Origin of the sequence: Reichenbachiella versicolor (assembly GCF_003171675.1) — a bacterium.
GTDB lineage: Bacteria > Bacteroidota > Bacteroidia > Cytophagales > Cyclobacteriaceae > Reichenbachiella > Reichenbachiella versicolor.
On the sequence record NZ_QFZQ01000001.1, the window covers coordinates 926,966 to 950,155 of the forward strand.

General features: G+C 34.8%; 21 protein-coding genes. 6 read left to right on the forward strand and 15 right to left on the reverse strand.

The genetic code is table 11. The annotated features are described in order from the left end of the window. Positions 1-3: 3 nt before the first annotated feature. Genes rnc through DKG80_RS03690 form a run of 3 tightly spaced genes read right to left on the reverse strand, consistent with a single transcriptional unit; the run spans position 4 to position 2,264 of the window. Positions 4-720 carry a ribonuclease III gene (rnc, locus tag DKG80_RS03680; RefSeq protein WP_109829926.1) on the reverse strand — a complete coding sequence of 239 codons (717 nt, stop codon included), beginning with the start codon at positions 718-720 and terminating at the stop codon, positions 4-6. Positions 721-738: 18 nt separating this feature from the next. Further along, complete coding sequence (gene fabF, locus DKG80_RS03685) at positions 739-1,995, reverse strand: beta-ketoacyl-ACP synthase II (RefSeq protein ID WP_109829927.1); 1,257 nt, start codon at positions 1,993-1,995, stop codon at positions 739-741. Positions 1,996-2,027: 32 nt separating this feature from the next. Beyond that, entirely contained in the window at positions 2,028-2,264 is a 237-nt protein-coding gene (locus DKG80_RS03690) for an acyl carrier protein (protein ID WP_109829928.1), read from the reverse strand. A gap of 311 nt (positions 2,265-2,575) precedes the next feature. On the opposite strand from DKG80_RS03690, the gene infC reads away from it, so the two are divergent. The 4 genes from infC to DKG80_RS03710 all read left to right on the forward strand — a co-directional run bounded on the left by infC (position 2,576) and on the right by DKG80_RS03710 (position 6,059). Continuing rightward, a complete protein-coding gene (infC, locus tag DKG80_RS03695; RefSeq protein WP_109829929.1) occupies positions 2,576-3,139 on the forward strand; it encodes a translation initiation factor IF-3 in 564 nt (187 codons plus the stop codon). Positions 3,140-3,158: 19 nt separating this feature from the next. Further along, positions 3,159-3,353, forward strand: a complete 195-nt coding sequence (gene rpmI / locus DKG80_RS03700; protein WP_109829930.1) for a 50S ribosomal protein L35 — start codon at positions 3,159-3,161, stop codon at positions 3,351-3,353. Between the two features lie 97 nt (positions 3,354-3,450). Then, on the forward strand, positions 3,451-3,795 hold the full coding sequence (gene rplT / locus DKG80_RS03705; protein WP_109829931.1) for a 50S ribosomal protein L20: 345 nt from the start codon (positions 3,451-3,453) through the stop codon (positions 3,793-3,795). A gap of 350 nt (positions 3,796-4,145) precedes the next feature. Next, on the forward strand, positions 4,146-6,059 hold the full coding sequence (locus DKG80_RS03710) for an OmpA family protein (RefSeq protein ID WP_109829932.1): 1,914 nt from the start codon (positions 4,146-4,148) through the stop codon (positions 6,057-6,059). A gap of 5 nt (positions 6,060-6,064) precedes the next feature. Here DKG80_RS03710 and DKG80_RS03715 read toward each other — a convergent pair whose 3' ends face one another. The 5 genes from DKG80_RS03715 to DKG80_RS03735 all read right to left on the reverse strand — a co-directional run bounded on the left by DKG80_RS03715 (position 6,065) and on the right by DKG80_RS03735 (position 10,818). Further along, positions 6,065-6,472, reverse strand: a complete 408-nt coding sequence (locus DKG80_RS03715) for a sterol desaturase family protein (RefSeq protein WP_245906950.1) — start codon at positions 6,470-6,472, stop codon at positions 6,065-6,067. Positions 6,473-6,510: 38 nt separating this feature from the next. Continuing rightward, positions 6,511-7,062, reverse strand: coding sequence for an isopentenyl-diphosphate Delta-isomerase (gene idi, locus DKG80_RS03720; protein ID WP_109829934.1), 552 nt, complete (start codon positions 7,060-7,062; stop codon positions 6,511-6,513). Continuing rightward, positions 7,062-7,901 carry a phytoene/squalene synthase family protein gene (locus DKG80_RS03725; protein WP_109829935.1) on the reverse strand — a complete coding sequence of 280 codons (840 nt, stop codon included), beginning with the start codon at positions 7,899-7,901 and terminating at the stop codon, positions 7,062-7,064. The genes idi and DKG80_RS03725 overlap by 1 nt, the downstream gene beginning before the upstream one ends. Further along, positions 7,885-9,375: a phytoene desaturase family protein gene (locus DKG80_RS03730; RefSeq protein WP_109829936.1), complete on the reverse strand. Its 1,491-nt coding sequence runs from the start codon at positions 9,373-9,375 to the stop codon at positions 7,885-7,887. Before DKG80_RS03730 ends, DKG80_RS03725 begins: the two co-directional genes overlap by 17 nt. A 120-nt stretch (positions 9,376-9,495) precedes the next feature. Beyond that, the gene (locus DKG80_RS03735; RefSeq protein WP_109829937.1) at positions 9,496-10,818 is read right to left on the reverse strand and encodes a sensor histidine kinase; all 1,323 of its coding nucleotides are present in this window, start codon (positions 10,816-10,818) and stop codon (positions 9,496-9,498) included. 181 nt (positions 10,819-10,999) lie between these two features. Between DKG80_RS03735 and DKG80_RS03740 the strand changes: the two genes are divergently transcribed. Further along, positions 11,000-12,733: a DEAD/DEAH box helicase gene (locus DKG80_RS03740; RefSeq protein ID WP_109829938.1), complete on the forward strand. Its 1,734-nt coding sequence runs from the start codon at positions 11,000-11,002 to the stop codon at positions 12,731-12,733. Positions 12,734-13,038: 305 nt separating this feature from the next. On the opposite strand, the gene DKG80_RS03745 is transcribed toward DKG80_RS03740, so the two are convergent. From DKG80_RS03745 to xseA, 3 genes are all read right to left on the reverse strand, one after another. Next, positions 13,039-14,334 (reverse strand): ammonium transporter, encoded by a 1,296-nt coding sequence (locus tag DKG80_RS03745; RefSeq protein ID WP_109829939.1) that lies wholly within the window; start codon positions 14,332-14,334, stop codon positions 13,039-13,041. 372 nt (positions 14,335-14,706) lie between these two features. Beyond that, positions 14,707-14,895: an exodeoxyribonuclease VII small subunit gene (gene xseB / locus DKG80_RS03750; protein ID WP_109829940.1), complete on the reverse strand. Its 189-nt coding sequence runs from the start codon at positions 14,893-14,895 to the stop codon at positions 14,707-14,709. Continuing rightward, positions 14,892-16,118, reverse strand: a complete 1,227-nt coding sequence (xseA, locus tag DKG80_RS03755; RefSeq protein WP_109829941.1) for an exodeoxyribonuclease VII large subunit — start codon at positions 16,116-16,118, stop codon at positions 14,892-14,894. The genes xseB and xseA overlap by 4 nt, the downstream gene beginning before the upstream one ends. Before the next feature lie 139 nt (positions 16,119-16,257). Here xseA and DKG80_RS03760 point away from each other — a divergent pair, with 139 nt between their 5' ends. Then, positions 16,258-17,214, forward strand: a complete 957-nt coding sequence (locus DKG80_RS03760) for an ROK family protein (RefSeq protein ID WP_109829942.1) — start codon at positions 16,258-16,260, stop codon at positions 17,212-17,214. 55 nt (positions 17,215-17,269) lie between these two features. On the opposite strand, the gene DKG80_RS03765 is transcribed toward DKG80_RS03760, so the two are convergent. From DKG80_RS03765 to DKG80_RS03780, 4 genes are all read right to left on the reverse strand, one after another. Then, positions 17,270-18,151 (reverse strand): hypothetical protein, encoded by an 882-nt coding sequence (locus DKG80_RS03765; RefSeq protein ID WP_109829943.1) that lies wholly within the window; start codon positions 18,149-18,151, stop codon positions 17,270-17,272. A 511-nt stretch (positions 18,152-18,662) separates the two neighbouring features. Next, the gene (locus tag DKG80_RS03770; RefSeq protein ID WP_109829944.1) at positions 18,663-20,645 is read right to left on the reverse strand and encodes an OmpA family protein; all 1,983 of its coding nucleotides are present in this window, start codon (positions 20,643-20,645) and stop codon (positions 18,663-18,665) included. Positions 20,646-20,820: 175 nt separating this feature from the next. Further along, the gene (locus tag DKG80_RS03775; protein ID WP_109829945.1) at positions 20,821-22,410 is read right to left on the reverse strand and encodes an ABC-F family ATP-binding cassette domain-containing protein; all 1,590 of its coding nucleotides are present in this window, start codon (positions 22,408-22,410) and stop codon (positions 20,821-20,823) included. 55 nt (positions 22,411-22,465) lie between these two features. Then, complete coding sequence (locus tag DKG80_RS03780; RefSeq protein WP_221409041.1) at positions 22,466-23,185, reverse strand: pseudouridine synthase; 720 nt, start codon at positions 23,183-23,185, stop codon at positions 22,466-22,468. Between the last annotated feature and the right edge of the window lie 5 nt (positions 23,186-23,190).

Genomic DNA, 23,190 nt, shown 5'->3' on the forward strand with positions numbered 1-23,190 from the left:
GTTTTATATCAAGTTCAGAATCTGACAAGATTTTTCTGCAGCATTTTGTTCTGCTTTTTTCTTACTTAGCCCTTGACCTTTACTCACTTCTTTTTCGTCTACTAAGATAACAGCTTCAAATTTCTTGAAGTGATTGTTGTTGCTAATTTCGTTGACCTCAAAAATTAAATTTCTATTTTCTTTCTGCGACCATTCGATAATTTTACTCTTAAAGTTGGTTGTAGTACTTATTATAAGATCTAAATCTACGTGTGGAATTAGGAGTTTTTTAAGGATAAAAATTTTCGTCTTTTTATACCCTTTGTCTAGGTAACATGCTCCTATTAGTGCTTCTAATGCATCTCCATAAATCGATTTAAATGATAGAGTGTTACCCTTTGGGCTACCACTATACTCTATTAAATCAGATAATCCTATTTTTTTTGCTAATTGGTTTAGATGCTCTCTATTAACCAATCTCGATCTGACTTCTGTTAGAAATCCTTCGTCTTTAAAAGGGTATTTATTAAAAAGGTATTCTGCGACTACCATGCCAAGCACAGCGTCGCCTAAATACTCTAATCTTTCGTTGGATTCAAGAAACCCTTTTCTCTTTTCTTTAGCTACTGACGTATGTCTCATAGCTAAGTGATATAAATCGAGATTTTTTGGGGATTGCCCAGTAATTCGATTTATAGCATTAGAGTATGCTCGGTTTTTTGATTTACTAAAGAAAAACAGACTGCTCTATTTTGATTGTTATTCTTCGAATTTTTTAAAGATGATAGAGGTGTTATGACCTCCGAAACCAAATGTGTTACTTACAGCCACATTAATTTCTCTTTCTTGTGCTTTATTGAACGTGAAATTCAATTTGGCATCAAACTTCTCGTCATCTCCAGAGTGGTTGATTGTTGGCGGTACCATTTGATTTTGAATAGCTAGAATACAGGCCGCCGCTTCAATAGCACCAGCAGCGCCAAGAAGGTGACCAGTCATTGATTTTGTAGACGAAATATTCAAATTATATGCATGCTCTCCAAAAACATCTTTTATTGCCAATGCCTCACTTAAATCCCCTAGTGGTGTAGAAGTTCCATGAACATTGATATAATCAACTTCGGTTTTATCTATTCCAGCATCGTTAATTGCATTAATCATCACGTTTTTAGCACCTAAACCCTCGGGGTGTGGAGCAGTCATATGATGAGCATCAGCAGACATGCCACCTCCAATCAATTCAGCATATATTTTGGCGCCTCTTGCCTTAGCATGTTCATATTCTTCAAGAATTAAACCTGCAGCTCCCTCACCCAAAACGAAACCATCTCTTTCCCTGTCAAAAGGTCTGGATGCTGTTTCAGGAGAATCATTTCGTTCAGATAAAGCTTTGAGTGCATTGAAACCACCGATTCCAGCCTGGCAAACCGCTGCTTCAGAACCTCCAGTAATGAATACGTCGGCCATGCCCAACCTTAAATAATTGAAAGAATCAATAATTGCATTTGTGCCTGAAGCACATGCACTTACAGTAGTGAAGTTTGGACCTCTGAATCCGTATTTAATAGAGATTAATCCCGGAGCAATATCCGCTATCATTTTAGGAATGAAGAAAGGATTAAATCTAGGAGTATGTCCGCCCTCTGTAAAATCAATTACTTCGTCTTGGAGAGATCTTAATCCTCCAATTCCAGACCCCCAAATGACCCCAGCTCTATCAACGTTGATTTTTTCAATGTCTAATCCAGAATCAGCCATTGCTTCAGCTGATACAATTTGAGCGAATTGAGTGAAAAGATCCATTTTACGAGCCTCCTTACGATCAAAATGATCTAAAGGGTCATAGTTTTTTACTTCACAAGCAAACCTTGTTTTGAATTTTTCAGCATCAAATCTAGTGATCGGCGCAGCACCGCTCACACCTTTCGAAAGGTTATTCCAATAATCTTCAGAAGTATTTCCGATAGGTGTGAGAGCACCAATGCCTGTTACTACAACGCGTTTGAGTTGTTGCATATTTGGGTGTTATTTCTCGTTCGAGAAGTTAATTATTTTGCGTTTTCTTCTAAATAGCTTATAGCTTGACCTACAGTGCCAATGTTCTCAGCTTGGTCATCTGGAATAGAAATGTTGAATTCTTTTTCGAATTCCATGATCAATTCTACTGTATCAAGAGAATCAGCACCTAAGTCGTTTGTGAAGCTAGCCTCTGCAGATACTTCAGACTCTTCTACTCCTAATTTGTCGATAATGATTGACTTTACTTTTTGTGCAATATCAGACATTCTTTTTATTGTTTGGTTTAAAAATCTGTGCAAAGAAATGTATTTAGATTCTTAAAATCAAAATATTTATTTCAATCTACTTAAGTGTTAGAATATCAGTGTTATAGGTTCTAGGTCGAGTTCATTTTGTAGCTGATTGAAGTATTTTAAATAGACTAGGTATTTAAGATTGTCTTTATAAAGGTGGACACTTTGATGTGGGAAGCCACTATTATTACTATTTATATTAAGGGATCTTTGATTGTATTATAATAAAATTATCTTGATATTTGCAGCTTGAAAAAATTCAGTAACCTAAAATATAATTAAAGATCGCTAAGCAAGGTTTTAGAGGAAGAAGGGGGAATCGCGGACGCGTAGAGGAGCCCTACAAAGTAAATGATAAGATTACGGCTCGTGAGGTTAGGGTTGTAGGAGAGAATGTTAAAGTGGATGTTTATTCTACTAAGGCGGCTCTTGCAATGGCTAGGGAGCAATCGCTGGATTTGGTTGAAATATCGCCAAATGCAGATCCTCCAGTTTGTAAGATCATTGACTACTCAAAGTTTAAGTACGAGCAAAAGAAAAAGCAGAAAGAGATTAAAGCTAAAGCTCATAAGTCCGTGTTAAAGGAAATTAGATTTGGTCCTAACACTGATGATCATGATTTTAATTTTAAACTCAATCATGCTACAAAATTCTTGAGCGAAGGTGCTAAGGTTAAAGCTTATGTACACTTTGTAGGAAGAACAATTGTATTTAAGGAAAGGGGTGAAATATTGTTACTCAAATTTGCTCAAGCTTTAGAAGAACATGCTAAGGTTGAGCAGTTCCCAAAATTAGAGGGTAAGCGTATGTTCTTAATGCTTGCACCTAAAACAGCTAAGAAAAAGTAATATTTATTAATAAAGTAAAATGCCAAAAGTTAAAACTAAAGCAGGAGCTAAAAAAAGGTTTAAACTGACTGGAACAGGTAAGATTAAGAGAAAGCATGCTTTCAAAAGTCATATCTTGACCAAGAAGGAAACTAAACAAAAGAGAAATTTGACAAAAATGGGTCTAGTACACAAGTCAGATGTCGCTAATGTTAAAGAAATGCTCAATATTTAATTCTGTTAGATAATAGAATTAGGTTTTATTTTTCACCAGGTGGTTGGTATTAAGTTCTTGATTTAAAAGACGCCAATTATCAAAAAAACTTAAAATTATGCCAAGATCGGTAAACACAGTAGCTAGTAGGGCTAGAAGAAAGAACGTAATGAAATTAGCCAAGGGCTATTTCGGACGTCGTAAAAATGTATGGACAGTAGCTAAAAACGCTGTCGAAAAGGGACTTGGATACTCTTATAGAGATAGAAAAGTTAAGAAAAGAGAGTTTAGAAAACTTTGGATTCAAAGAATTAATGCTGGGGCTAGAGAACATGGTTTATCTTACTCTCAGTTTATGGGTAAATTAGCTAAAGCTAATGTGGAGTTAAATAGAAAAGTATTGGCTGATCTTGCAATGAATCATCCTGAAGCTTTCAAAGCTGTAGTTGATCAAGTGAAGTAAACTAGTAATACTTAGAATATATTGGGCCATTTCGTTTTACGGAATGGCTTTTTTTATGCTTACTAAGCATTAGTCAATCAAAAGCATGATACTTTGAAATTAATTTGTGCTTTGCTTTTATAAGGCCATTGTTATTTGTAATCTGTCATTGTTTAGAGAGTATAAATGATGCTAAAAACAATATTATTGATTTTTAAATTCTAACCTGAAAGTTGTGTAACCAATATGATTAGTGAGTTTTTAAAACAGGAGTCAAAGTCATTAGAATTTGTCATTATGGTAGTCAAAGAGATCAATTTTATAGTTTTAGGTTTTTAATGTTAAATTGAGTTTTTACACAATATTACTTTATGAATTTGATCCAAAAAACATTCGTCATTTCATTCTGTTTTTTATTTCTTTCAATAGTAGCATTAGCACAAGATTATAAGAATTCTTATAATAAAGGTGTAAGGGCTTATAATAGAAGAGCTTATCCTGAGTCTATTAGTTTTTTAAAGGAAACTTTGAAATTAAAGCCAGACATGGAGCATGCTTGGTATTTGACTGCTATGGCTCAGAAGAATCTAAAACATTATAAAGAAGCTTCTTATGCCTTTAAAAAGATTGAGTATTTGAATCCAGACTTCAACTCTATTTTTTATTTAGAGGCTGGAAAGATGTATGTAGAGATGGGAGAGTTCTCTTCTGCTAAAAAGTACTTACGGAATTATTTAAAAAAGACTTCTAAATCACCAAAGAACACATTAAAACGTCATGTTGGATATAATAGATTAAAGTATGCTGAATTAAGTAGAGACGTAAGGGTTATGTCTCCAACTACTTCAGATCCTGTAGAGGTGTCTTCTATAAATAGTTCATCAAATGACCTTACTCCACAAGTAAGTCCAACAGGTACTAAGATGTATTTTACAAGTTCACGGTCAGGAGGTGTATTATCCGATTCTGGTAAAGTGGCTCAAGATATCTTTTATTCTGATTTGGTCAATGGTCAATGGAGTACACCTCAATTAATGCCTGCTCCAATTAACTCTGATAAAGATGATTTTGGGGCTTCCTTTTCAGGGGATGGTCAAACAATGGTCTATGTTCGATGTGGTGAAAAAGAAAGTGTAGGCAATTGCGATTTGTATATTACTCACTTAAAAGGAACGAAATGGACTGAACCTGTTAATATGGGCAATGTAGTTAATAGTCCTGAGTGGGATTCTCAACCTACAATAAGTTCAGATGGGACTCGTATTATTTTTGCCTCTGCTAGAAAAGGAGGGTATGGAGGTATAGATCTATATATGACTTCGAAAAACCAGTATGGACAATGGGGAGTAGCCGTGAATTTAGGAAGTATTGTAAATACCCCTTTTAAAGATAGTAGTCCATATTTAGCTCCCGATGGAAAGTCACTTTACTATGCAAGTAATGGACACCCTGGATATGGAGGTCAAGATATTTTCTTTGCAGTATTTAATGAAGGTAGATGGATGAAACCTCAAAATGTAGGTGCGCCAATTAATTCATCAGGTGATGATAAAAATTTCACTACTTCAGCTTCTGGAAAAGCTTACTTTGCATCATCCAGATTAGATCCAAAAAATTATGACATATTTGAAGTAGAATTACCAGAGTTTTTAAAACCAGAGCCTTCATTGGTGATTCAAGGTCTTGTAAAAAATTCTAATAATGATGCTCCTATTGAGGCTGTGGTAATGGTAGAGGATCTTGATAATGGAGAGATGTTAGCTTTGAATAAAAGTAATTCTATAACTGGAGAATATTTGGTTGTGTTGCCAGTAGGTAGGAATTATAGCGTATCTGCAAGTAAGGATGGCTATTTCTTTTATTCTCAAAGTTTTGATTTGCCAAAGGATACTTCATATTTAGAAATAACTAAAGACATATTGCTAGAACCAATTGAGAAAGGTACTAAGGTTGTTTTAAATAATATTTTCTTTGAGTCTGGTCGCGCCGAGTTAAAACCTATTAGCTATGTAGAGCTAAATAAGGCTGTAGACTTGATGAAGAAGAATTCGACGATGGTTATAGAAATAGGTGGACATACGGATAATGTTGGTGCTGAAACTCTTAATTTAAAACTGTCCCAAAGTAGGGCAGAAGCAGTTAAGGATTATATGAAATTAGCAGGGATTGATGATAATAGGTTACAGGCTAAAGGATATGGAGAGTCGATGCCAATAGCTGATAATACTACGAAAGAAGGTAAAAAGGCCAATCGTCGCACAGAGTTTGTAATTGTAGAGTTCTAATTGTTTTATACTTTTTTAAAGTATTTCATTGGTACAATTAGCATTCCAAAACACTCACCATCTTTCTTACTCAAGTGTTTATGATGTACTTTATGGGCTCTTCGAATGGCTAAGAAATATCTATTTTTAGTCTTTCGAAGTACCTTAATGCGTTGATGAATAAATAAGTCATGAACAAAGAAATACGCAACGCCATAAATGGTAATTCCGATTCCAATTGGTAAAACAAAAGGGATAGAAAGAGATGTTCCTAAAATGATGCAAATTATAGCAGGGGTAGCAAATATGATGAAAAATGAATCATTCTTTTCTACCCAATGTTCTCCAGGGTTTTTTACGTGATGATCTTCGTGTAAGTGCCAAAGGAAGCCATGCATAATATACTTATGAGCAAACCATGCAAAGAATTCCATAAAAAAAAACGTGGCGAAAATTATTATGATGGAGAGTGTCATTTGACTAAAGTCGTAGATTTTATAATGTGGCTTTGCACTTCCTGAAATAACATTTTAAACCATTCAGTATAGTTTTCAGGATGTAAACCTATATCTTCTTGAAGTCGATTAAACTTGATTTTTTTCCAATTTTGCACCTCATCTGGGTTAGGTTTTGGGGTTTCGTCAGTCTGAAGAATAAAAATATGATCAAGCTCGTGCTCTATTAAATTATTGTCTAATTCAGCTTTGTATTTGAAGTTAAATACTTTGGACGGGGTTCCAGACATTCCCATTTCTTCTATTAACCTTCTCGATGCAGCCTCTTTAGAAATTTCGTTTTGATATGGATGACTACAACAAGTATTTGACCATAATCCTTGTGAATGATATTTGTCGTTAGCCCTTTGTTGAATAATCCAATTACCTTCAGAGTCATAGGCAAAGACTGAAATAGCTCTATGTAATTTACCTTTTACATGAGCTTCCATTTTAGGCATTAATCCTATTTCATTGTCATGCTCATCCACCAATATAACAACATTTTGTTTGGTCTGATCTTCTTTCATTAAACCAAGTTAAGTTGATATCTGAAATATGACCCTAATAGTAATGAAGCTTTTTGAGTATTTGAAACTCTTATTCTTCTATTAGTAAGTTCTTCCAAAGGCATACTTTTAATTTTACTTAGGAGTCTTCGGTAATAAATATATGCTACGTAAACGCCGAATTTTGCTTCTTTTGGTAATTGCTGAATTCCAATGAGAGCATCTGCAAAGTCCTTTTCAATATCTTCTATGATTTGGTCTCGTTGGGTCATTGTCATAGATTCCATATTGATTCCAGGGAAATAACTTCTTGATAGGTTTTGAACATCATGTTTGAGATCTCTTAAAAAGTTCACTTTTTGAAAAGCTGACCCCAATTTCATAGCTGAAAATTTCAGATGATCATACCTGTCTTGATCTCCACCAACAAATACTTTAAGGCACATCAGGCCTACAACGTCAGCAGAACCATATATATATTCGTTTATTTCTTCTACATCCTCATATTTTTGAACTGATAGATCCGCTCTCATACTTTTAAGGAAAGCCGAGACCAACTCATTGTCTATATTGAAGGATTTAACCGTCTGCTGAAAAGAGTTTAATATAGGGTTAAGACTGATTCCTCTGTCTAGAGATTTATAATATTCGTTTTCGAATTCATTCAAAAGCGTTTCCTTATCATAGTCATGAAAGGTGTCTACAATTTCATCAGCGAATCTTACAAATCCATAGATGTTATGTATGTGAGATCTAATTGATGGAGCAAGCATAGTTACTGCCTTAGAAAAGGATGTGCTGTAATGATGAGTAACATATTCACTACAACGACAACTTACTTCGTCAAACAGCTTTTTCATAGATAAGTGTTTTATTAAAGATACGAATTATTTGATTAGCGACAACTTTTCCAGATATGAGAGAAGGAGGGACTCCAGGTCCTGGAACGGTTAGTTGCCCAGTGAAAAACAGGTTGTTTATTTTTGAGCTTTTGATTTTAGGTCTCAGATATGCAGTTTGAAGCAAGGTATTTGCTAATCCATAAGCATTTCCTTTGTAAGAGTTGTAATCTGAAACAAAATCAGATACGCAATAAGACTTACTAAATAGTATTGAATCACCTACTTTTTGATCAATTATAAACTCAAGTCTTTTCAAGATTATTTCTAGGTACTTATTCCTTATGTCTTCGTTATCTTCTATTCCAGGAGCGATTGGAATTAGAAAAGTTCCTACTTCCTTGCCTTCTGGAGCAAAAGATTTGTCCGTCACACTAGGGAAGTTCGCATAGAACATGGGTGATTCTGGCCAATTTATATCATCATAGATAGATTTAGCATGCTTTTCAAAGTCAGTATCAAAGAATAAAGTATGATGTGATATGTTTTTTAACTTTTTGTCAAAGGCTATATAGAATAATAATGAGGACGGAGCAAAAGTTTTTTTCTTCCAGTACTTTTCTGAATACTGTCTGTATTGTAAGGGTAAAAGTGTCTCTGTGAAATGATAATCAGCTCCACTAAGTATCAAATCGGATTCTATATACTCTTTAGAAGATTGTATTCCTACTGCTTTTTTATCGGATACATTGATTTTAGTAACATCTTCGTCAAATCTGAAAGTAACACCTAATTCAATAGCCAATTCGTACATGGCTCTTACCACCTCAAACATGCCGCCTTCAGGGTGCCAAGTTCCAAGACCAAAATCTGCATGATTCATGAAGTTGTAAAATGCAGGAGTATTTGAAGGTTTGGCACCTAGGAAAAGTACTGGGAACTCTAATATTTGTCTAAGTTTGGGAGACTTTATTTTCTTTCTTACTGTTTGTTGAATGGTTTTAAAGAATTGATCCAGTTTTTTAGCTGTTTCTACAGTGATAAGTTCACTTAATGACAAACCAGGCTTGTAAACTAGATCTAGTATTGCAATGTTGTAGTTGTCTTCAGCACTTTTTAAGAATGATTTTAAATGTTTAGAGCTACCAGACTCTTCATTTTCAAAAAGAGTGTAAATATCTTGAAGACTTGCTCCTATATCAAATCTATCAGCTTTATTAAAATAAACCGAATAGCCTGGATCTAGTCTATTTAGTTGATAATAGTCTGAGGGTTTTTTATTAAAATCAGCAAAAAAACTTTCGAATACATCGGGCATCCAATACCAACTAGGTCCCATATCAAATTTGAATCCATCTTGTTCGTATACTCTCGCTCTGCCCCCTGGTTGTGTGTTTTTTTCAATAACGGTTACGTTGTTTCCAGCTTGGGCAAGATAGCAAGCAGCGCTGAGTGAAGAGAAACCAGCTCCAATGATTGAAATTTTTGTGCTCATGTATTCCTTGTACTTTTTTGACTAACAAAAGTTGTGAAAAGTTAGACAAAAAAATGAAGAACCGAGTTTTATTAACGTAATACTGACCATTAAACATTGTAATGTTTTAATTGTGAGTATCTAAACTTTTGGTAGTGAAATTTTGAACGTAGCACCTTGATTAGGTTTACTATCACATTCTATTGAGCCGTTCATTTTTTCTATATATGTTTTCACTAAAGAAAGACCTAAACCGGTAGAGCCTTCGCCGTTGGTAGGTTTAGCGCTCATTTGCGCAAATTTTGAAAACATAAGTTTTTTCTCTTTTGGTTGAAAACCAGGCCCTTGATCTTTTATAAATATAAAAACATGAATTTCATCTTGTTCTATCCAAACGCTTACCACCTTGTTTTTTTCTGAGAATTTAATGGCATTGGATAGCAAGTTTTCTATTACTTGACACAAGTAGGTCGCATCTGCATGGGCTTTAGGATGTATGCCATTTCTATATTTTAAAAGGATGTTTTTCTTATCAGCTTTTCCTTGAAAGTCATTTAGGCAATTAGTTATGATTGTATTTACATCAGTGGCTTTTAGGTCAACATTAATCTTACTTTCAGATAAACTTACATCTAGAACCTTTGCTATGAGTTGAGTAGCTTTTTGGTTAGAGTCGTGTATAAGGTCAACTAGTTCTTTTTGGTCAGCGGTAAGAGATTGTTTTTGCAATAGGTGGAATAGGCTTTCTATATTTCCAAGAGGATTTTTTAGATCATGTGATAAAATTTGAATAAAAAAATCCTTTTCGTTGATATGTTCTTTTAGCTGCTCTGATTGGAGAGTTATTTTATTCTTCTGTTTGATGAGTTGGAGATTTGATTTTTCAAGTTCTGATAAGGCATGAGATCTGTTGAATTCAAATACGAAGGTGATAAACAATAAAATCATTAATAGACCTGTGAGTACAGAAGTGTACCATAAAGCTCTCATTTCAACATTGTATTCTACGGGAAGATCATTTTCAATAATAGCTTGCCATCCAAACCAAATCATAAAGCCTAAGGCAAGTATCCCCCAAAAAAAAGCTGACTTTCTTCCCACTACAAGTAGGGATAAAATTGGAATTGAAATAATCCAAGGATATATTCCTGAATACATTCCTCCGGAGAAGTAAGTAAGAGTAATTACAGCAATTGCTCCTATAGTAGTGTAGAAATTACCAATAATAGTGATGTGAACCCGTGTTTTGACTAGGAAAGGTAAGAGTAAAAAACCTACAACATTTGCTATCATAAAGGTTACACCTTTGTCATATTCAAAATAATAGCTGAGGTATATATATGAGTTGCTAATTAAACTGGTAAGAAAACTCGTTCTGACTAATAATCTGACTTGTCTTAAAGATTTAGTGTCGTTGAAATAGGATGGGTGTATAAAAAAATCTACGATATCTTTTATTCTCATAACTACTAGTACATTAGTAGGTAGGATTAATTATCTCAGATTTGTTCTTAAATGAAGACTAGTAAGATACAACGGGGCTTATTGAAACAATAATTTTTTCGTTTAATTAATTTGATATGGCGACTATTTCGGGTACTGTAACTATGAATACCTACCTTTGCAGCTCATTTAAGAGAAAAGATTGAGCGAATTTAAAAAATTAGGACTCTCAGCACAGCTGGCAGACGTCCTTCAAAATATGGGTTTTGAAAACCCTACCCCAGTCCAAAAAGAAGCTATTCCTTTATTGCTTCAAAATGATCCAACTGATTTCATCGGAATGGCGCAAACAGGAACAGGTAAGACAGCAGCTTTTGGTCTTCCATTGATTGAATTAATCGATGTGGAAGAAAAGGCTACACAAGCATTGGTAATGGCACCAACTCGTGAACTTGGACAGCAGATTGGGCAGCAATTGAAAGATTTTTCAAAAGCGGTTCCTAAGATGAATATAGAGGTAGTCTATGGCGGTGCAGCGATTACTAATCAAATGAAGGCGCTTAAGAAAACGACACAAATTGTTGTAGCTACTCCTGGTAGACTTCTTGATTTGATTAAGCGTAAGGCTATTAAACTAGGAAATGTTCGTTTCGTAGTTCTAGATGAGGCAGATGAGATGCTCAATATGGGCTTCAAAGAAGATATTGATCAGATACTTTCGCATACCTTGGATATAAGATCGACATGGTTGTTTTCAGCAACTATGCCTTCCGAGATCAGGAAAATTATTAATAAATATATGGTTCAACCTCTGGAAGTTAAAATCCAGTCTGAGGTTAAGTCTAATAAGGATATTACTCATCAGTATGTTGTTACTAAGACGGCTAATAAAGTTCCAGCGTTAAGAAGATTCTTGGATATTCAACCAGATATGCGAGGAATTATGTTTTGTAGAACCAAACGTGAAACTCAAGAGATTGCAGATGCATTGGGTAGTATGGGCTACGGAACAGAGGCTTTACATGGTGACTTATCTCAAGCTCAACGAGATGCTGTGATGAAGCGTTTTAAAAGTCGTTCAATGCAGTTACTGGTAGCTACAGATGTTGCTGCGAGAGGTATTGATGTCAACGATTTAACTCATGTACTTCACCATAAACTTCCAGATCAGCTTGAAAGTTATACGCACCGTAGTGGTAGAACGGGTAGAGCTGGTAACAAAGGGTTTTCTATAGCTTTTGTCAACCCTCGCGAAGTGCGTCGAGTAGATGAATTAGGAAGGAAAATTAATGTTGATTTTCAGAAGGTTGAGGTTCCAAGTATTCAACAAGTGAAGTCTGTTAGGATAAGTAAATGGGCTAATCTGATAGTCAATACAGAAGTGGATGAGCAGGCAGATGAAATTTTAAGTGGAATAAAGGAGAAATTTCAAGGTCTTTCAAAGGATGACCTTCTGAAAAGGTTGATCACCACTCAACTAGATCATTTGATAGCCCAAAACGGTGAAGAAGATGATCTCAATGAAATTCAAGGTAAAAAGAAAGAGGGTAAGGATAGAAAATTCCTTCGTTATTTTATCAATGTAGGAACCATGGATGGTGTAACTAAATCAGATTTAGTTCACTTCTTATCAGATGTTTCTGGTATAGATAGAAAGGCTTTTGGTTCTATAGAGTTGCAAAAAACGAATGCTTTCTTTGAATTAGAAAAAGGCAAACAAAGTGGGCTGCTTCAAAAATTTGAAAATATCGATATAGAAGGAAGAGCTATTCGTGTAAATCTTGATGAGGATGCAAATCGCAAGAAGTCATCTACGGATAAGCAGGGTAAAAAGAAATCAAATTCAAGAAATAATAGATATGGTGGAAATCACCAAGGTAATGGCAAGAAAAAGGTGTCTCGTAGAGATAACAGGGATAGAAGAAGAAGGAGATAAATTGGGAATCCATGTTCAAAAGAGTTGTATTAGTTAGTAAATTTCTTTTTGAAAGATTTATGTTTTCGTAGAAACGTAATTCACAGATAAAGTGGATTAAATATAACTTTAGGAGTGCTATCGCATAAATAAAACGGCCTTTTGCAGATTTGCAGAAGGCCGTTTCATTAATAAACTAACGTTTCACAAGTCTGATAAACGCTGCTTTATGGATGAAACAGTATCTTGCAGTTTTGCGGAAGCTTGTTTCACCCATGTAATGTGTTCTGATGCCCAAAGAACTATTTTGGATTGGTTATTTACTTCTAATCCATTTCCACATTGATACTCGACTCTCCGTGATATCCTGTATCCATTCCTTGATCTTCTAGCTCCTCATGTACTCTGCCGCCTTTAGTAAGTAAACTAGTAATCTTAAAAAGTACAATTGAAGCTATACTGGCATACGCCATTGTTACAAGAACGGCTTTCGTTTGGTGCCAAACTTGAATTGGATTTCCATAAAAGAGACCAGTTCCAAAATTGATATCAGGATTAGCCAATAAACCAGTAGCGATTGCACCAAAAATACCTACCAGTCCATGTATTCCAAAGGCGTCAAGAGTATCGTCATAACCTAATATAGATTTGATTCTTACCACTCCGATATAACCTACCACTGCTCCAAAAAGACCAATGATTAATGCTCCTGTGACGTCTACAAATCCAGCTGCTGGTGTAATAGCAACCAGTCCTGAAACTACGCCAGATGCGGAGCCAAGTAATGTTGGTTTTCTTTCCTCTCTATTCCATTCGATGATCATCCAAGTAAGACCTCCAATACATGCAGCAACATTGGTGACTAAAAGTGCATTCGCTGCGATTCCATCTGCTGCAAGTTGGCTTCCGCCATTGAATCCGAACCATCCAAACCATAGCAAGGCAGACCCTAAAATCATTAACTTCAGGGATGCAGGTTTGTTGGTATGATTGTCGTGGTATTTTCTTTTACCAATGAATAGAGCAATAAGTAATCCAGAGATACCTGCATTGATATGGATGACAGTTCCTCCTGCAAAGTCTAGTTCGCCATGATTACTTAGGAATCCACCACCCCATACCCAGTGAGCGATTGGACAATAAACTAGGGCTACCCATAGTCCCGAGAAAATTAACCAAGTTGAAAATTTTACTCTTTCGATGATAGAACCACTCACGATGGCTACTGCAATAGCTGCGAAAGTTCCTTGAAATCCAACGAAAAGAAGAGTAGGGATTGTTCCACTGACGCTGTCCACAGGTATGTTTCGTAGCATGAAATGATCTAATCCACCCCAGATTGCATTGCCTTCACCAAAAGCGATGCTGTATCCAACAATTACCCATACCACTGTAGCCACACAGAATGAAACATAGCTCATTCCGATAGTATTTAATACTGATTTTCGTGTAGTCAAACCACCATAAAATAGAGTTAGTCCTGCAGGAGTCATCAGTGCTACTAATGCCATTGAGATAAGCATCCATGCGGTATCTCCGCTATCAATGCCCCCTTTTCCTTGGGCATAGCATGACATAGCTGAACCAAGTAAGAGTATTACTGCTGTAAATAATTTCTTCATGTTGATAAAGTTTTGAATTAATAAAAAATTGGGCAGCCTCAAAAGTACAGAAGGAGAGTGCAAAAACTACGTAGTTTCTATTTCATTATCTGATATACATTATCAGCAGAGGCTTACACTATGGTGAGTGCATTTTACTTTATCAAATTAGGTGTATGGTAAGAATTGTAAGGCACTTCAGAATTTTCGAAGCGAGATTTACTCAAGAAAAGAACCGTCTATAAAGTCTCTTACTCTTTAGTTGTTGGCATATTCTTGATAATCAATATTTATTGGTGAGGATTTTAAATAATTCCTTTTCAACAAGACTCTATCAGAATATTGGAAGTTAGTTATTTATGCTTTTGAAAATGTCTAAATAAAGCTTTTAAATTATTGTTCAGACTTTTTGATTTGTTCTTGTGTAGATCTAAGTTTTTCTTGACAAAAAAGAACTAATTCGCGACCTCTCTTTACTAGTTTCTCTAAGTCGTCAATGTTAACGTTATCGTCTTCTAATTGACTAGCTATATTGTTTAGTTCTTCTGAAGCCGATTGATAAGTAAGTTTTTTCTTGCTCATGATTTTTCTACTTTACTGATGATTTTATTAGTTGCGGTTTGAGTTTCAATTATATCTCCTTCTTTGATGTTTTGTCCGTTAATGGATTTGCCGTTTACTTTGGTGATTGTAAAGCCTTTCTTTAGGATTGATTTAGGGTCTCTGGCTTCTAGAATTTTAGAAGTTAATTGGAGTCTAGATAGCTCGCTTTTAAGTAATGTCTGGGAATTCGATTCTATAGATGAGCTTATCTTATCTAGTTTGTTTTCTTCGCTAAGTATTTTTATTCCTGCTTTTTGAGCTAAATCATGCTTTAACTGCTGAATGATGAAAGTTTCATTGGATAACTGTAGCTCAATTAAATTTTTAATTCTATCAAATACTTCGGTGATTTTGGATTCGAAATCCATAAATCCGCTAAGTAGAAACTCAGCTACTGCAGTAGGAGTTTTAAGACTTATGTTGGCGACTAGATCTGCGATAGTTTCATCTCGGTCGTGTCCTATACCGGTAATGATAGGGAGTGGAAATTGAGCTAGATGTGCATTTAACTCATAATCGTCAAAACAATCCAAATCCATTTTTGAGCCACCACCGCGTATTACTACTACAGCATCATATTCCTCTTCTAGTTCGTAAATTCTATGTAGTTGGTCAAGTATTGAAATAGGTGCTCCTTCACCTTGCATAGTAGCATTGAAGAGTTTAGTATGTATCACATAGCCATAAGAATTATTGTTCAATTGATTCATAAAATCTCCATAACCAGCAGCTCCCTCAGCACTTATCACAGCTATTCGTTGAGGGACAAGAGGTAGTATTAAAGATTTATTTAAGTCCAGAATACCATCTTCCACTAATTGCTGAATGGTTGCTTGACGTTTTCTCTCTCTTTCACCAAGAGTGTAATTAGGGTCAATGTCCTTTACATTTAAACTCAGCCCATAAACTTCGTGAAACTCTAAAGTCGCATTTATTAATATTTGCATTCCTACTGATAAATCACTTCCAGTGATTCGGTGAAATAGCCGATGAATATTAGCATAAGTGTATGACCAAATGGTAGCTCGTATTTTAGCTAAGATTCTGCTGTCTTTTTTTTCAACTAGTTCAAGATAGCAATGCCCATTTCTGTGCAGATTAAGTTCTCCTATTTCACAAACTATCCAATAAGATGGTTCTAAGGCGTTTTTTAAAGTTTGTTTTACTTCGACGTTAAATTGAGAGAGAGAATAGTGTTCCACTGAGCTAAATTAGTTTAATAAATGATTTCATGCATAGACAGTGAATAGAGATGACCTAATTGTATGAAGTTTGTTAAATTCGAACTTTATCCCTTCTGCTTTGCATTAGGGTATTTTGGACTATATATACTTTATTAAAATGCTTCAAATCATAGCCGGTGTTGATATCGGAGGAACTAGTACTAAATATGGACTAGTTGATAATGAAGGTAATGTTCTTTACCAAGGTAGTGTCAAAACTCAGTTTCCAGATGTAAATGATTACATCGATGAATTAGAAAATGCAATCAGGGAGGGACTAGAAAGTCTTACTGATACGTATGAATTAGTAGGAGTAGGAATCGGAGCTCCGAACGGAAATTATTTTAAAGGAACTATTGAAGAGGCTCCAAACCTCCCTTGGAGTGGAGTAGTTCCTATTGGGAAATTGATTGAAGATAGATTTGGAGTGCCGGTAGCTTTGACCAATGATGCTAATGCTGCAGCAATAGGAGAGATGGTCTATGGTGGTGCTAAAGGAATGAAAAATTTCATTGTTATTACACTGGGGACAGGGTTAGGTTCAGGGCTAGTTTCTAATGGAGAAATGATTCTTGGTCATCAAGGGTTTGCTGGAGAGCTAGGACATCAATCTATAAAGACAAAAGGAGGTAGACAGTGTAAGTGTGGACAAAAAGGGTGTCTGGAAACTTACGTATCTGCAACTGGTATAAAAAGAACTGTTTATAAGTTATTGGCAGATCATCATATTGATTCCGAATTAAGAAATTATAGTTTTGTTGACTTAAATGCTAAGATTGTTGCTGATCACGCAAAGCAAGGTGATGCATTGGCTATTGAAGCTTTTGAATATACGGGTAGTATTTTAGGAGCAAAGTTGGCTGATGCTGTTGTCTATACAGATCCAGAAGCTATTTTTATTATGGGAGGTTTAGCTCAGGCAGGAGAATTGTTATTTAAACCTACAATAAAAGCTTTAAACGATAACTCAATGGCAATTTTCAAAGACAAGGTAAAAGTTTTGCCATCTAAACTTGACAACCAAACAGCTCCAATTGTTGGGGCAGCTAGTTTAATAATTCAAAAAATGAAATAGGATCAGCTTAGTAACAGAAAAGGCTTTAATACTTGATTTTAGAGCCTTTTTTTACTTAATCTTCTGCTGAACTAACATTTCTTATATCCGAGAGTTGTTTTTTGATGTTGTAGAATATTCCTTCGAACCCAGATAGTCTTTTTATTTGCTCCATATTATCATATTTTTCATGGTGCGCCATTTTACGAACGTAGTCTATTGCTTCTAAGGTGAGAAGTTCAGTTTCGATATAATTTTTGGATTCTAAAAAGTAATGACGGGTGCTAAATAAATAATTGTATAAATGTAACTCAGTTACTTTATTACTGTTTGATTGTTGATAGACATCTCTCGCAATTGAATATTCTGTCATTGCCATGTCTTTTTCGTTAAGCAAATAGTGGGTAAATCCAAGCATATCATGGATTTGCCAGTGATCAGAATCTAAATTCGAAAAGGATTTTAACTCGTAATTCAATAATGCTGCTAAATCTTTTATTTCATTATTAGGGTTGTTTTCAAAATCTAATTTCATGATAGACTTTGTAATTATATCTCCCATCAAGTAAGCGTTTCTATATAGAATTTCCTTGGCTTCATCTATGATAGGATTGCTGGAAACACTATACTCTACTGCTGTTTTAATATCTGAAATAGATGATTTGAGAATGCCAGGATTAGTTTTAATACTTGACATATTTCCTTTATTTAGATTTGCTTCAAGGTATCTATTCTTTATCAATGCCAAATAAGCATAAGCGATAGGAATATCTTTACCTTTCATGAAAAACTTCTCATCATTAACAGCAATCTGCAAGTGTTTCATTGCATCATGGTTTCTACCTTCTTGATATGCTTGTTTTCCTAATTTGAAATTTTTGCTTTGTGCGAAAATTTCAATGGACCAAAACGGTATAAGTATAACCGCAATAGCTGCTACAAACTTAGTCTTCATCATGCGTCGATAATTTTTCTCTAAAAGGAATATCTCTGCTGATTTTCAAGGTGTTAATAAATTGCTATTTAAGCAAGTATTTTTTGGATAATTTTAATTTTATTAGAATGTTATTTTGTTTTTTGATTTTTAAAAAGGTTTTATTTTAATTAAATGTAATCGAGTTAAAATAATATTTTGAATATGGCTTTTGCAAGGTAATTACCGGTGTTAAGTATCAATGGCTTATAGGAGGTAATCAAATAAGCCTCAATACTTCAAAAAGCAGATAATATTAAATTAGAGATTTGATCAAATTTGGGAGGAAATAAACTATTGGTCTAGGTTCGATGAAATGCTATAAATAGGCGATGATGGTGTTATAAATGCTGACTATTAAAGCGAGGAAAGTGGGGAATTAGAATTTATAATATTTTTAAATGAAGCATTATTTCTTAAATCAGTTAATAATCTTAAAGTTCAAGCTATAAGTCTAGTGTGTAACTACTTAAACAACAAAAAATATTAGTCACTTTCAATTCATCACGATTACCTCAATTCTTCGATTCAATTCGCGACCATCAGCTTCATCATCATTAGAAGCTAGAGGTTGACTAGAACCATATCCCTTTGTAGTAATGCGATTAGACTCTATGCCTTTTGATACCAAGTATTTTTTTACGCTTTCTGCTCTTGCTTTTGACAGTTGGTTGTTGGAATCTGCCGTACCTGTACTGTCAGTGTGTCCTCCGATTTCTATCTTTAGAGTAGAATTATCTTTCATAGTAATAAATAGAGTCTCTAAAACATCTTGTGACTCATTCTTTAAATGAGCGGAATGAAGATCGAAATAGACATTTTTTAGCATTGCTTTTTCACCTGTTCTAAATTTACTTCCCAACATATTAACCTTTTCATATGCCGCTTCAGGTTTAGAAGTATCGTATAGTGCTATGAAATCTGTTTTTTTATCCAGTTGATCTGGTACAGTGATATGAAAGTCTTTACTGAATGTCTTTTTTAGTTCTTCGTGTTTCGAAATCACACTTTCTTTATAAATGACCTGCCCATTAATGGAGAACTCTACTATAAAGTCTTCTTCTTGAAGGATTTCTACACTGAAGGATCCATCATCACTTGTGTAGCTTCTAAACGTTTCGTCCTTATATTTTTGAGGGTGAAAATCTAATTGTATATTAGTTAATGCTTTGCCAGTCTCTTTTTCAAAAACAGTACCTTGGGCAAGCACCTTGCCTTGTTTGTGGAAATGGTAAATATCAAAATCGCCACGCCCATGAAGTCTATTACTACTTATAAATCCAGAAATATTGTCTTCATTTAATTCAAAGTTTAATTCATCATCAGTCGTATTGATAGGAAAACCCATATTAACAGGTTTACCCCATTCTTGAAGGTTGTTGTCCCACTCTGATTTATAAATATCAAAGCCGCCTACAGATTCAGATCTATTGGAACTAAAGTATAATGTGTTGCCATCATGTGATAGGAAAGGGCTATCTTCATCATATTTAGAATTAACTCCTCCTAATACAGGAAAAGGATCTTCCCATTTGTGTGTTTGAGGATCTTTATGCGATTGATAAAGGTCTAGACGTCCATTTGCAGATTTGGAAGAAAAGAAAATTAGGTTTTCTCTGTCATTGATAAAGAAGTGAGATCCAATTTTTCTGTTTTGAAGGTCTGTGTCAAATTCAATCGGTTTACTCCAATCATCACCTTGTGGTTCACTGTAAAAAAGATCGTTTAATTCCCCATTATAGATAAACAAACGTCCGTCCTCATTTACGACCTCGATTTTATTGCAATTTTTTTCTAGTGGTCCTATTGATTTTAGAGAAGAAGGAGTTCCCCAAACTTTTCCGTTTTTTTTGGTATGAAATACACAATAGCTGTTTTTTGCAATTTCTTGATTTACCACATCAGGTCTAGACGAAACGAAAAGTAATTCATCATGATCAGAAAAAAACGCTGGTGAAACATCAGCATATTCTGAATTGATAGGATAGGATAACAACTCTACTTCAAATTCATTTGGGCTAAGGTAAAACTCTTTGGCTTTGATTGCTCTTTTTAGCCGTTGTTTGCTTTCTCTTATAATTTCCTTTGTCTTATAGATATCCAAAGCTAGAAAAGCCTTGAAATGCTCTTCTGCTAGTTCAAATTCATACCGACCATAGTGAATTCTACCTAACCAATAGTTGTAAAATTTGTCGGTCTGGCCTTCGTTTTTCTCAAACTCTTGTAGACCAGTTAGATCTGTACCTCTTCCGTTCGTTAAATGGTGAGCTACATACTGGTGATATTGTACATAATGATTTTTAGGATAGTTAATTAGAATTTTTTCATAAAGCTCTAATGCTTTAGGGAAGTTCTCTTTAAAAAAATAGTAGTCAGCTTGCTCTATTAATTTTTTCTTGCTGAGCTTTTTTTCATTATCAGCATGAGAGGAAGAGACAGTAAAAACAAGTGATAATATAAGGAATAATACGTTTCTCATTCAACAATGTATCTGGTGAGACAATCAAATGTAAATAATCTTATCTCATAACTATAGATGTAGGTTTGTCATTGCGTTTGAATTACGCAAGAACATTAGTAAATTAAGAAAAAACACTATCAAAACCACGAGTTTTTTCATGGTTTTGAAGCATATAAGTGTTTAATAATGAATGCTATTCGGTAATTGATTGAATGTATTCATCGAAGGTTGATAGTTTGTCAACAAAAGTCTCTCCTTTGATATGAATAATTCGATTAGCCACAGTTTGGACAAATTCATGATCATGAGAAGTGAACAGGACCGTTCCTGGGAAGTCTTTCAATGCATTGTTGAAAGCCTGAATAGATTCAAGATCGAGGTGATTGGTAGGCTCATCTAACATTAACAAGTTTCCACCAGTTAACATCATCTTTGAAACCATGCATCTGACCTTTTCACCTCCTGATAGAACATTACATTTCTTAAATGTTTCTTCTCCTGAAAAAAGCATTTTACCTAGGAAGCCTCTGATAAAAACCTCATCTTTTTCTCCGTCTGAATATTGTCTTAGCCAGTCAATAAGGTTTAAATCTGATTGGAAAAATTCTGAGTTTTCATTTGGTAGATAAGCAGTAGTTATAGTTTGGCCAAATTTAAAAGTTCCAGAATCCGGATCTATTTCCCCTGCTAATATTTTGAATAGAGCGGTTAAAGCCTGACTATTGTCTGCTATAAAAGCTATTTTATCTCCTTTGTTTACAAATAAATCAAAATCCTTAAATAAGAAATTACCTTCATTTGATTTAGAGAGACCTTTGATTTCAAGGATTTGATCACCGGCTTCTCTATTCTGATTAAAAATAATTGCAGGATATTTTCTTGAAGAAGGTTTGATTTCTTCAACATTGATTTTATCCAACATCTTTTTTCTTGCTGTAGCTTGCTTGGATTTAGCAGCATTAGCGCTGAATCTAGCGATGAATTCTTGAAGCTCTTTCTTCTTTTCTTCAGCTTTTTTGTTAGCAGAGGATCTTTGTGCAAGAGCAAGCTTACTTGACTCATACCAGAAAGAATAATTACCAGTAAAAATTGAAATTGCACTAAAGTCAATGTCAGCAATGTGTGTACAAACAGTATCTAAAAAGTGCCTATCATGCGATACTACAATTACTGTATTCTTAAAATCTAAAAGGAAATCTTCTAACCAAGATATCGTTTTAAGGTCAAGGTCGTTGGTAGGCTCATCTAAAATCAATATGTCAGGATTTCCAAATAAAGCTTGAGCCAAAAGAACTCTTACTTTTTGATTTCCACTTAGATCTTTCATCAAGTTATAATGAATACCTTCTTCGATACCTAACCCACTCAAAAGTGCCGCTGCATCTGGTTCAGCATTCCATCCGTCCATTTCAGCAAACTTTTCTTCTAGTTCTGAAGTTCTAATACCATCTTCATCAGAGAAGTCTGGTTTGGCATATAAAGCATCTTTTTCCTGCATAATATCCCATAAGATGCTATGCCCTCTCATAACAGTGTTTAGTACTGTTTCTTCATCAAATTCAAAGTGGTTTTGTCTTAAAACAGCCATTCTTTTACCCGAATCTAACACAACTTTACCTGAATTTGGCTGAATGTCACCTGCTAGAATTTTAAGGAATGTAGATTTTCCAGCGCCATTGGCACCTATTACACCATAGCAGTTTCCTTGGGTAAACTTAATGTTTACCTCGTCAAAAAGTACTCTTTTACCGAACTGTAGTGATACGTTATTTGCTGAGATCATAGTATTCCTAAATTATAAAGCCGCAAAAGTACGCTAATGATTCAGAATCAAAAGTCTAAGACAGTGTAGAATAATTAAAATTCAAGAGGTTTATACAATTTAAGAATTCAGATTGAGGCTTTGCACTAATGGTAATGCACTCTTTTGTGAATGGGTGTACAAATGAAAGTGAAGATGCATGTAGAAACATTGTTTTGATTCCCCATCTTTCTAAGAAGAGTTTGTTCTGTTTATTGCAGCCATGTGGGCGATCACCTATGATAGGGTGAAAAATATGCGCCATATGTTTTCGGATTTGATGCATTCTTCCTGTTTCAGGAGAGACTTCTATTAAAGAGTATCGAGAGGTTTGGTGCTTCCCAAAAGGGATATTAATTTCTGTTCTTTCTATTGTTTGAAAATGAGTGATTGATGGCTGAGAAACTCCTTTTTCATTCGTAAGAGGATAATTTATTGATTGTTGATTAGGAGTATAACCACGAACAATCGACAAGTATTTTTTTGTAATCGATTTATTCTCAAAAAGTTTCCTGATTTCAGAAAGAGCATTTCTCGACAGAGCGAATAATAGAATACCCGATGTTTTTCTGTCTATTCTATGTGCTGGGTAAACTGCCTGATTGATTTGGTTCCTCAATTCCTGTAGTGCAAAGATAGTAGCGTCCTTAGCTAAATTAGAGCGATGAACTATTAAACCATGAGGTTTATTAATAGCTATAAAATGTTCATCTTGATATATTATTTCAAGCATATTAAATAGAAAAGGTCGTCTCATAGAGA

Coding starts and splice junctions, on each gene's coding strand:
- fabF (WP_109829927.1), bottom strand. CDS start 1,995: ATGCAACAACTCAAACGCGTTGTAGTAACAGGCATTGGTGCTCTCACA.
- DKG80_RS03690 (WP_109829928.1), bottom strand. CDS start 2,264: ATGTCTGATATTGCACAAAAAGTAAAGTCAATCATTATCGACAAATTA.
- rpmI (WP_109829930.1), top strand. CDS start 3,159: ATGCCAAAAGTTAAAACTAAAGCAGGAGCTAAAAAAAGGTTTAAACTG.
- rplT (WP_109829931.1), top strand. CDS start 3,451: ATGCCAAGATCGGTAAACACAGTAGCTAGTAGGGCTAGAAGAAAGAAC.
- DKG80_RS03710 (WP_109829932.1), top strand. CDS start 4,146: ATGAATTTGATCCAAAAAACATTCGTCATTTCATTCTGTTTTTTATTT.
- DKG80_RS03715 (WP_245906950.1), bottom strand. CDS start 6,472: ATGGAATTCTTTGCATGGTTTGCTCATAAGTATATTATGCATGGCTTC.
- idi (WP_109829934.1), bottom strand. CDS start 7,062: ATGAAAGAAGATCAGACCAAACAAAATGTTGTTATATTGGTGGATGAG.
- DKG80_RS03725 (WP_109829935.1), bottom strand. CDS start 7,901: ATGAAAAAGCTGTTTGACGAAGTAAGTTGTCGTTGTAGTGAATATGTT.
- DKG80_RS03730 (WP_109829936.1), bottom strand. CDS start 9,375: ATGAGCACAAAAATTTCAATCATTGGAGCTGGTTTCTCTTCACTCAGC.
- DKG80_RS03735 (WP_109829937.1), bottom strand. CDS start 10,818: ATGAGAATAAAAGATATCGTAGATTTTTTTATACACCCATCCTATTTC.
- DKG80_RS03745 (WP_109829939.1), bottom strand. CDS start 14,334: ATGAAGAAATTATTTACAGCAGTAATACTCTTACTTGGTTCAGCTATG.
- xseB (WP_109829940.1), bottom strand. CDS start 14,895: ATGAGCAAGAAAAAACTTACTTATCAATCGGCTTCAGAAGAACTAAAC.
- DKG80_RS03760 (WP_109829942.1), top strand. CDS start 16,258: ATGCTTCAAATCATAGCCGGTGTTGATATCGGAGGAACTAGTACTAAA.
- DKG80_RS03765 (WP_109829943.1), bottom strand. CDS start 18,151: ATGATGAAGACTAAGTTTGTAGCAGCTATTGCGGTTATACTTATACCG.
- DKG80_RS03770 (WP_109829944.1), bottom strand. CDS start 20,645: ATGAGAAACGTATTATTCCTTATATTATCACTTGTTTTTACTGTCTCT.
- DKG80_RS03775 (WP_109829945.1), bottom strand. CDS start 22,410: ATGATCTCAGCAAATAACGTATCACTACAGTTCGGTAAAAGAGTACTT.
- DKG80_RS03780 (WP_221409041.1), bottom strand. CDS start 23,185: ATGAGACGACCTTTTCTATTTAATATGCTTGAAATAATATATCAAGAT.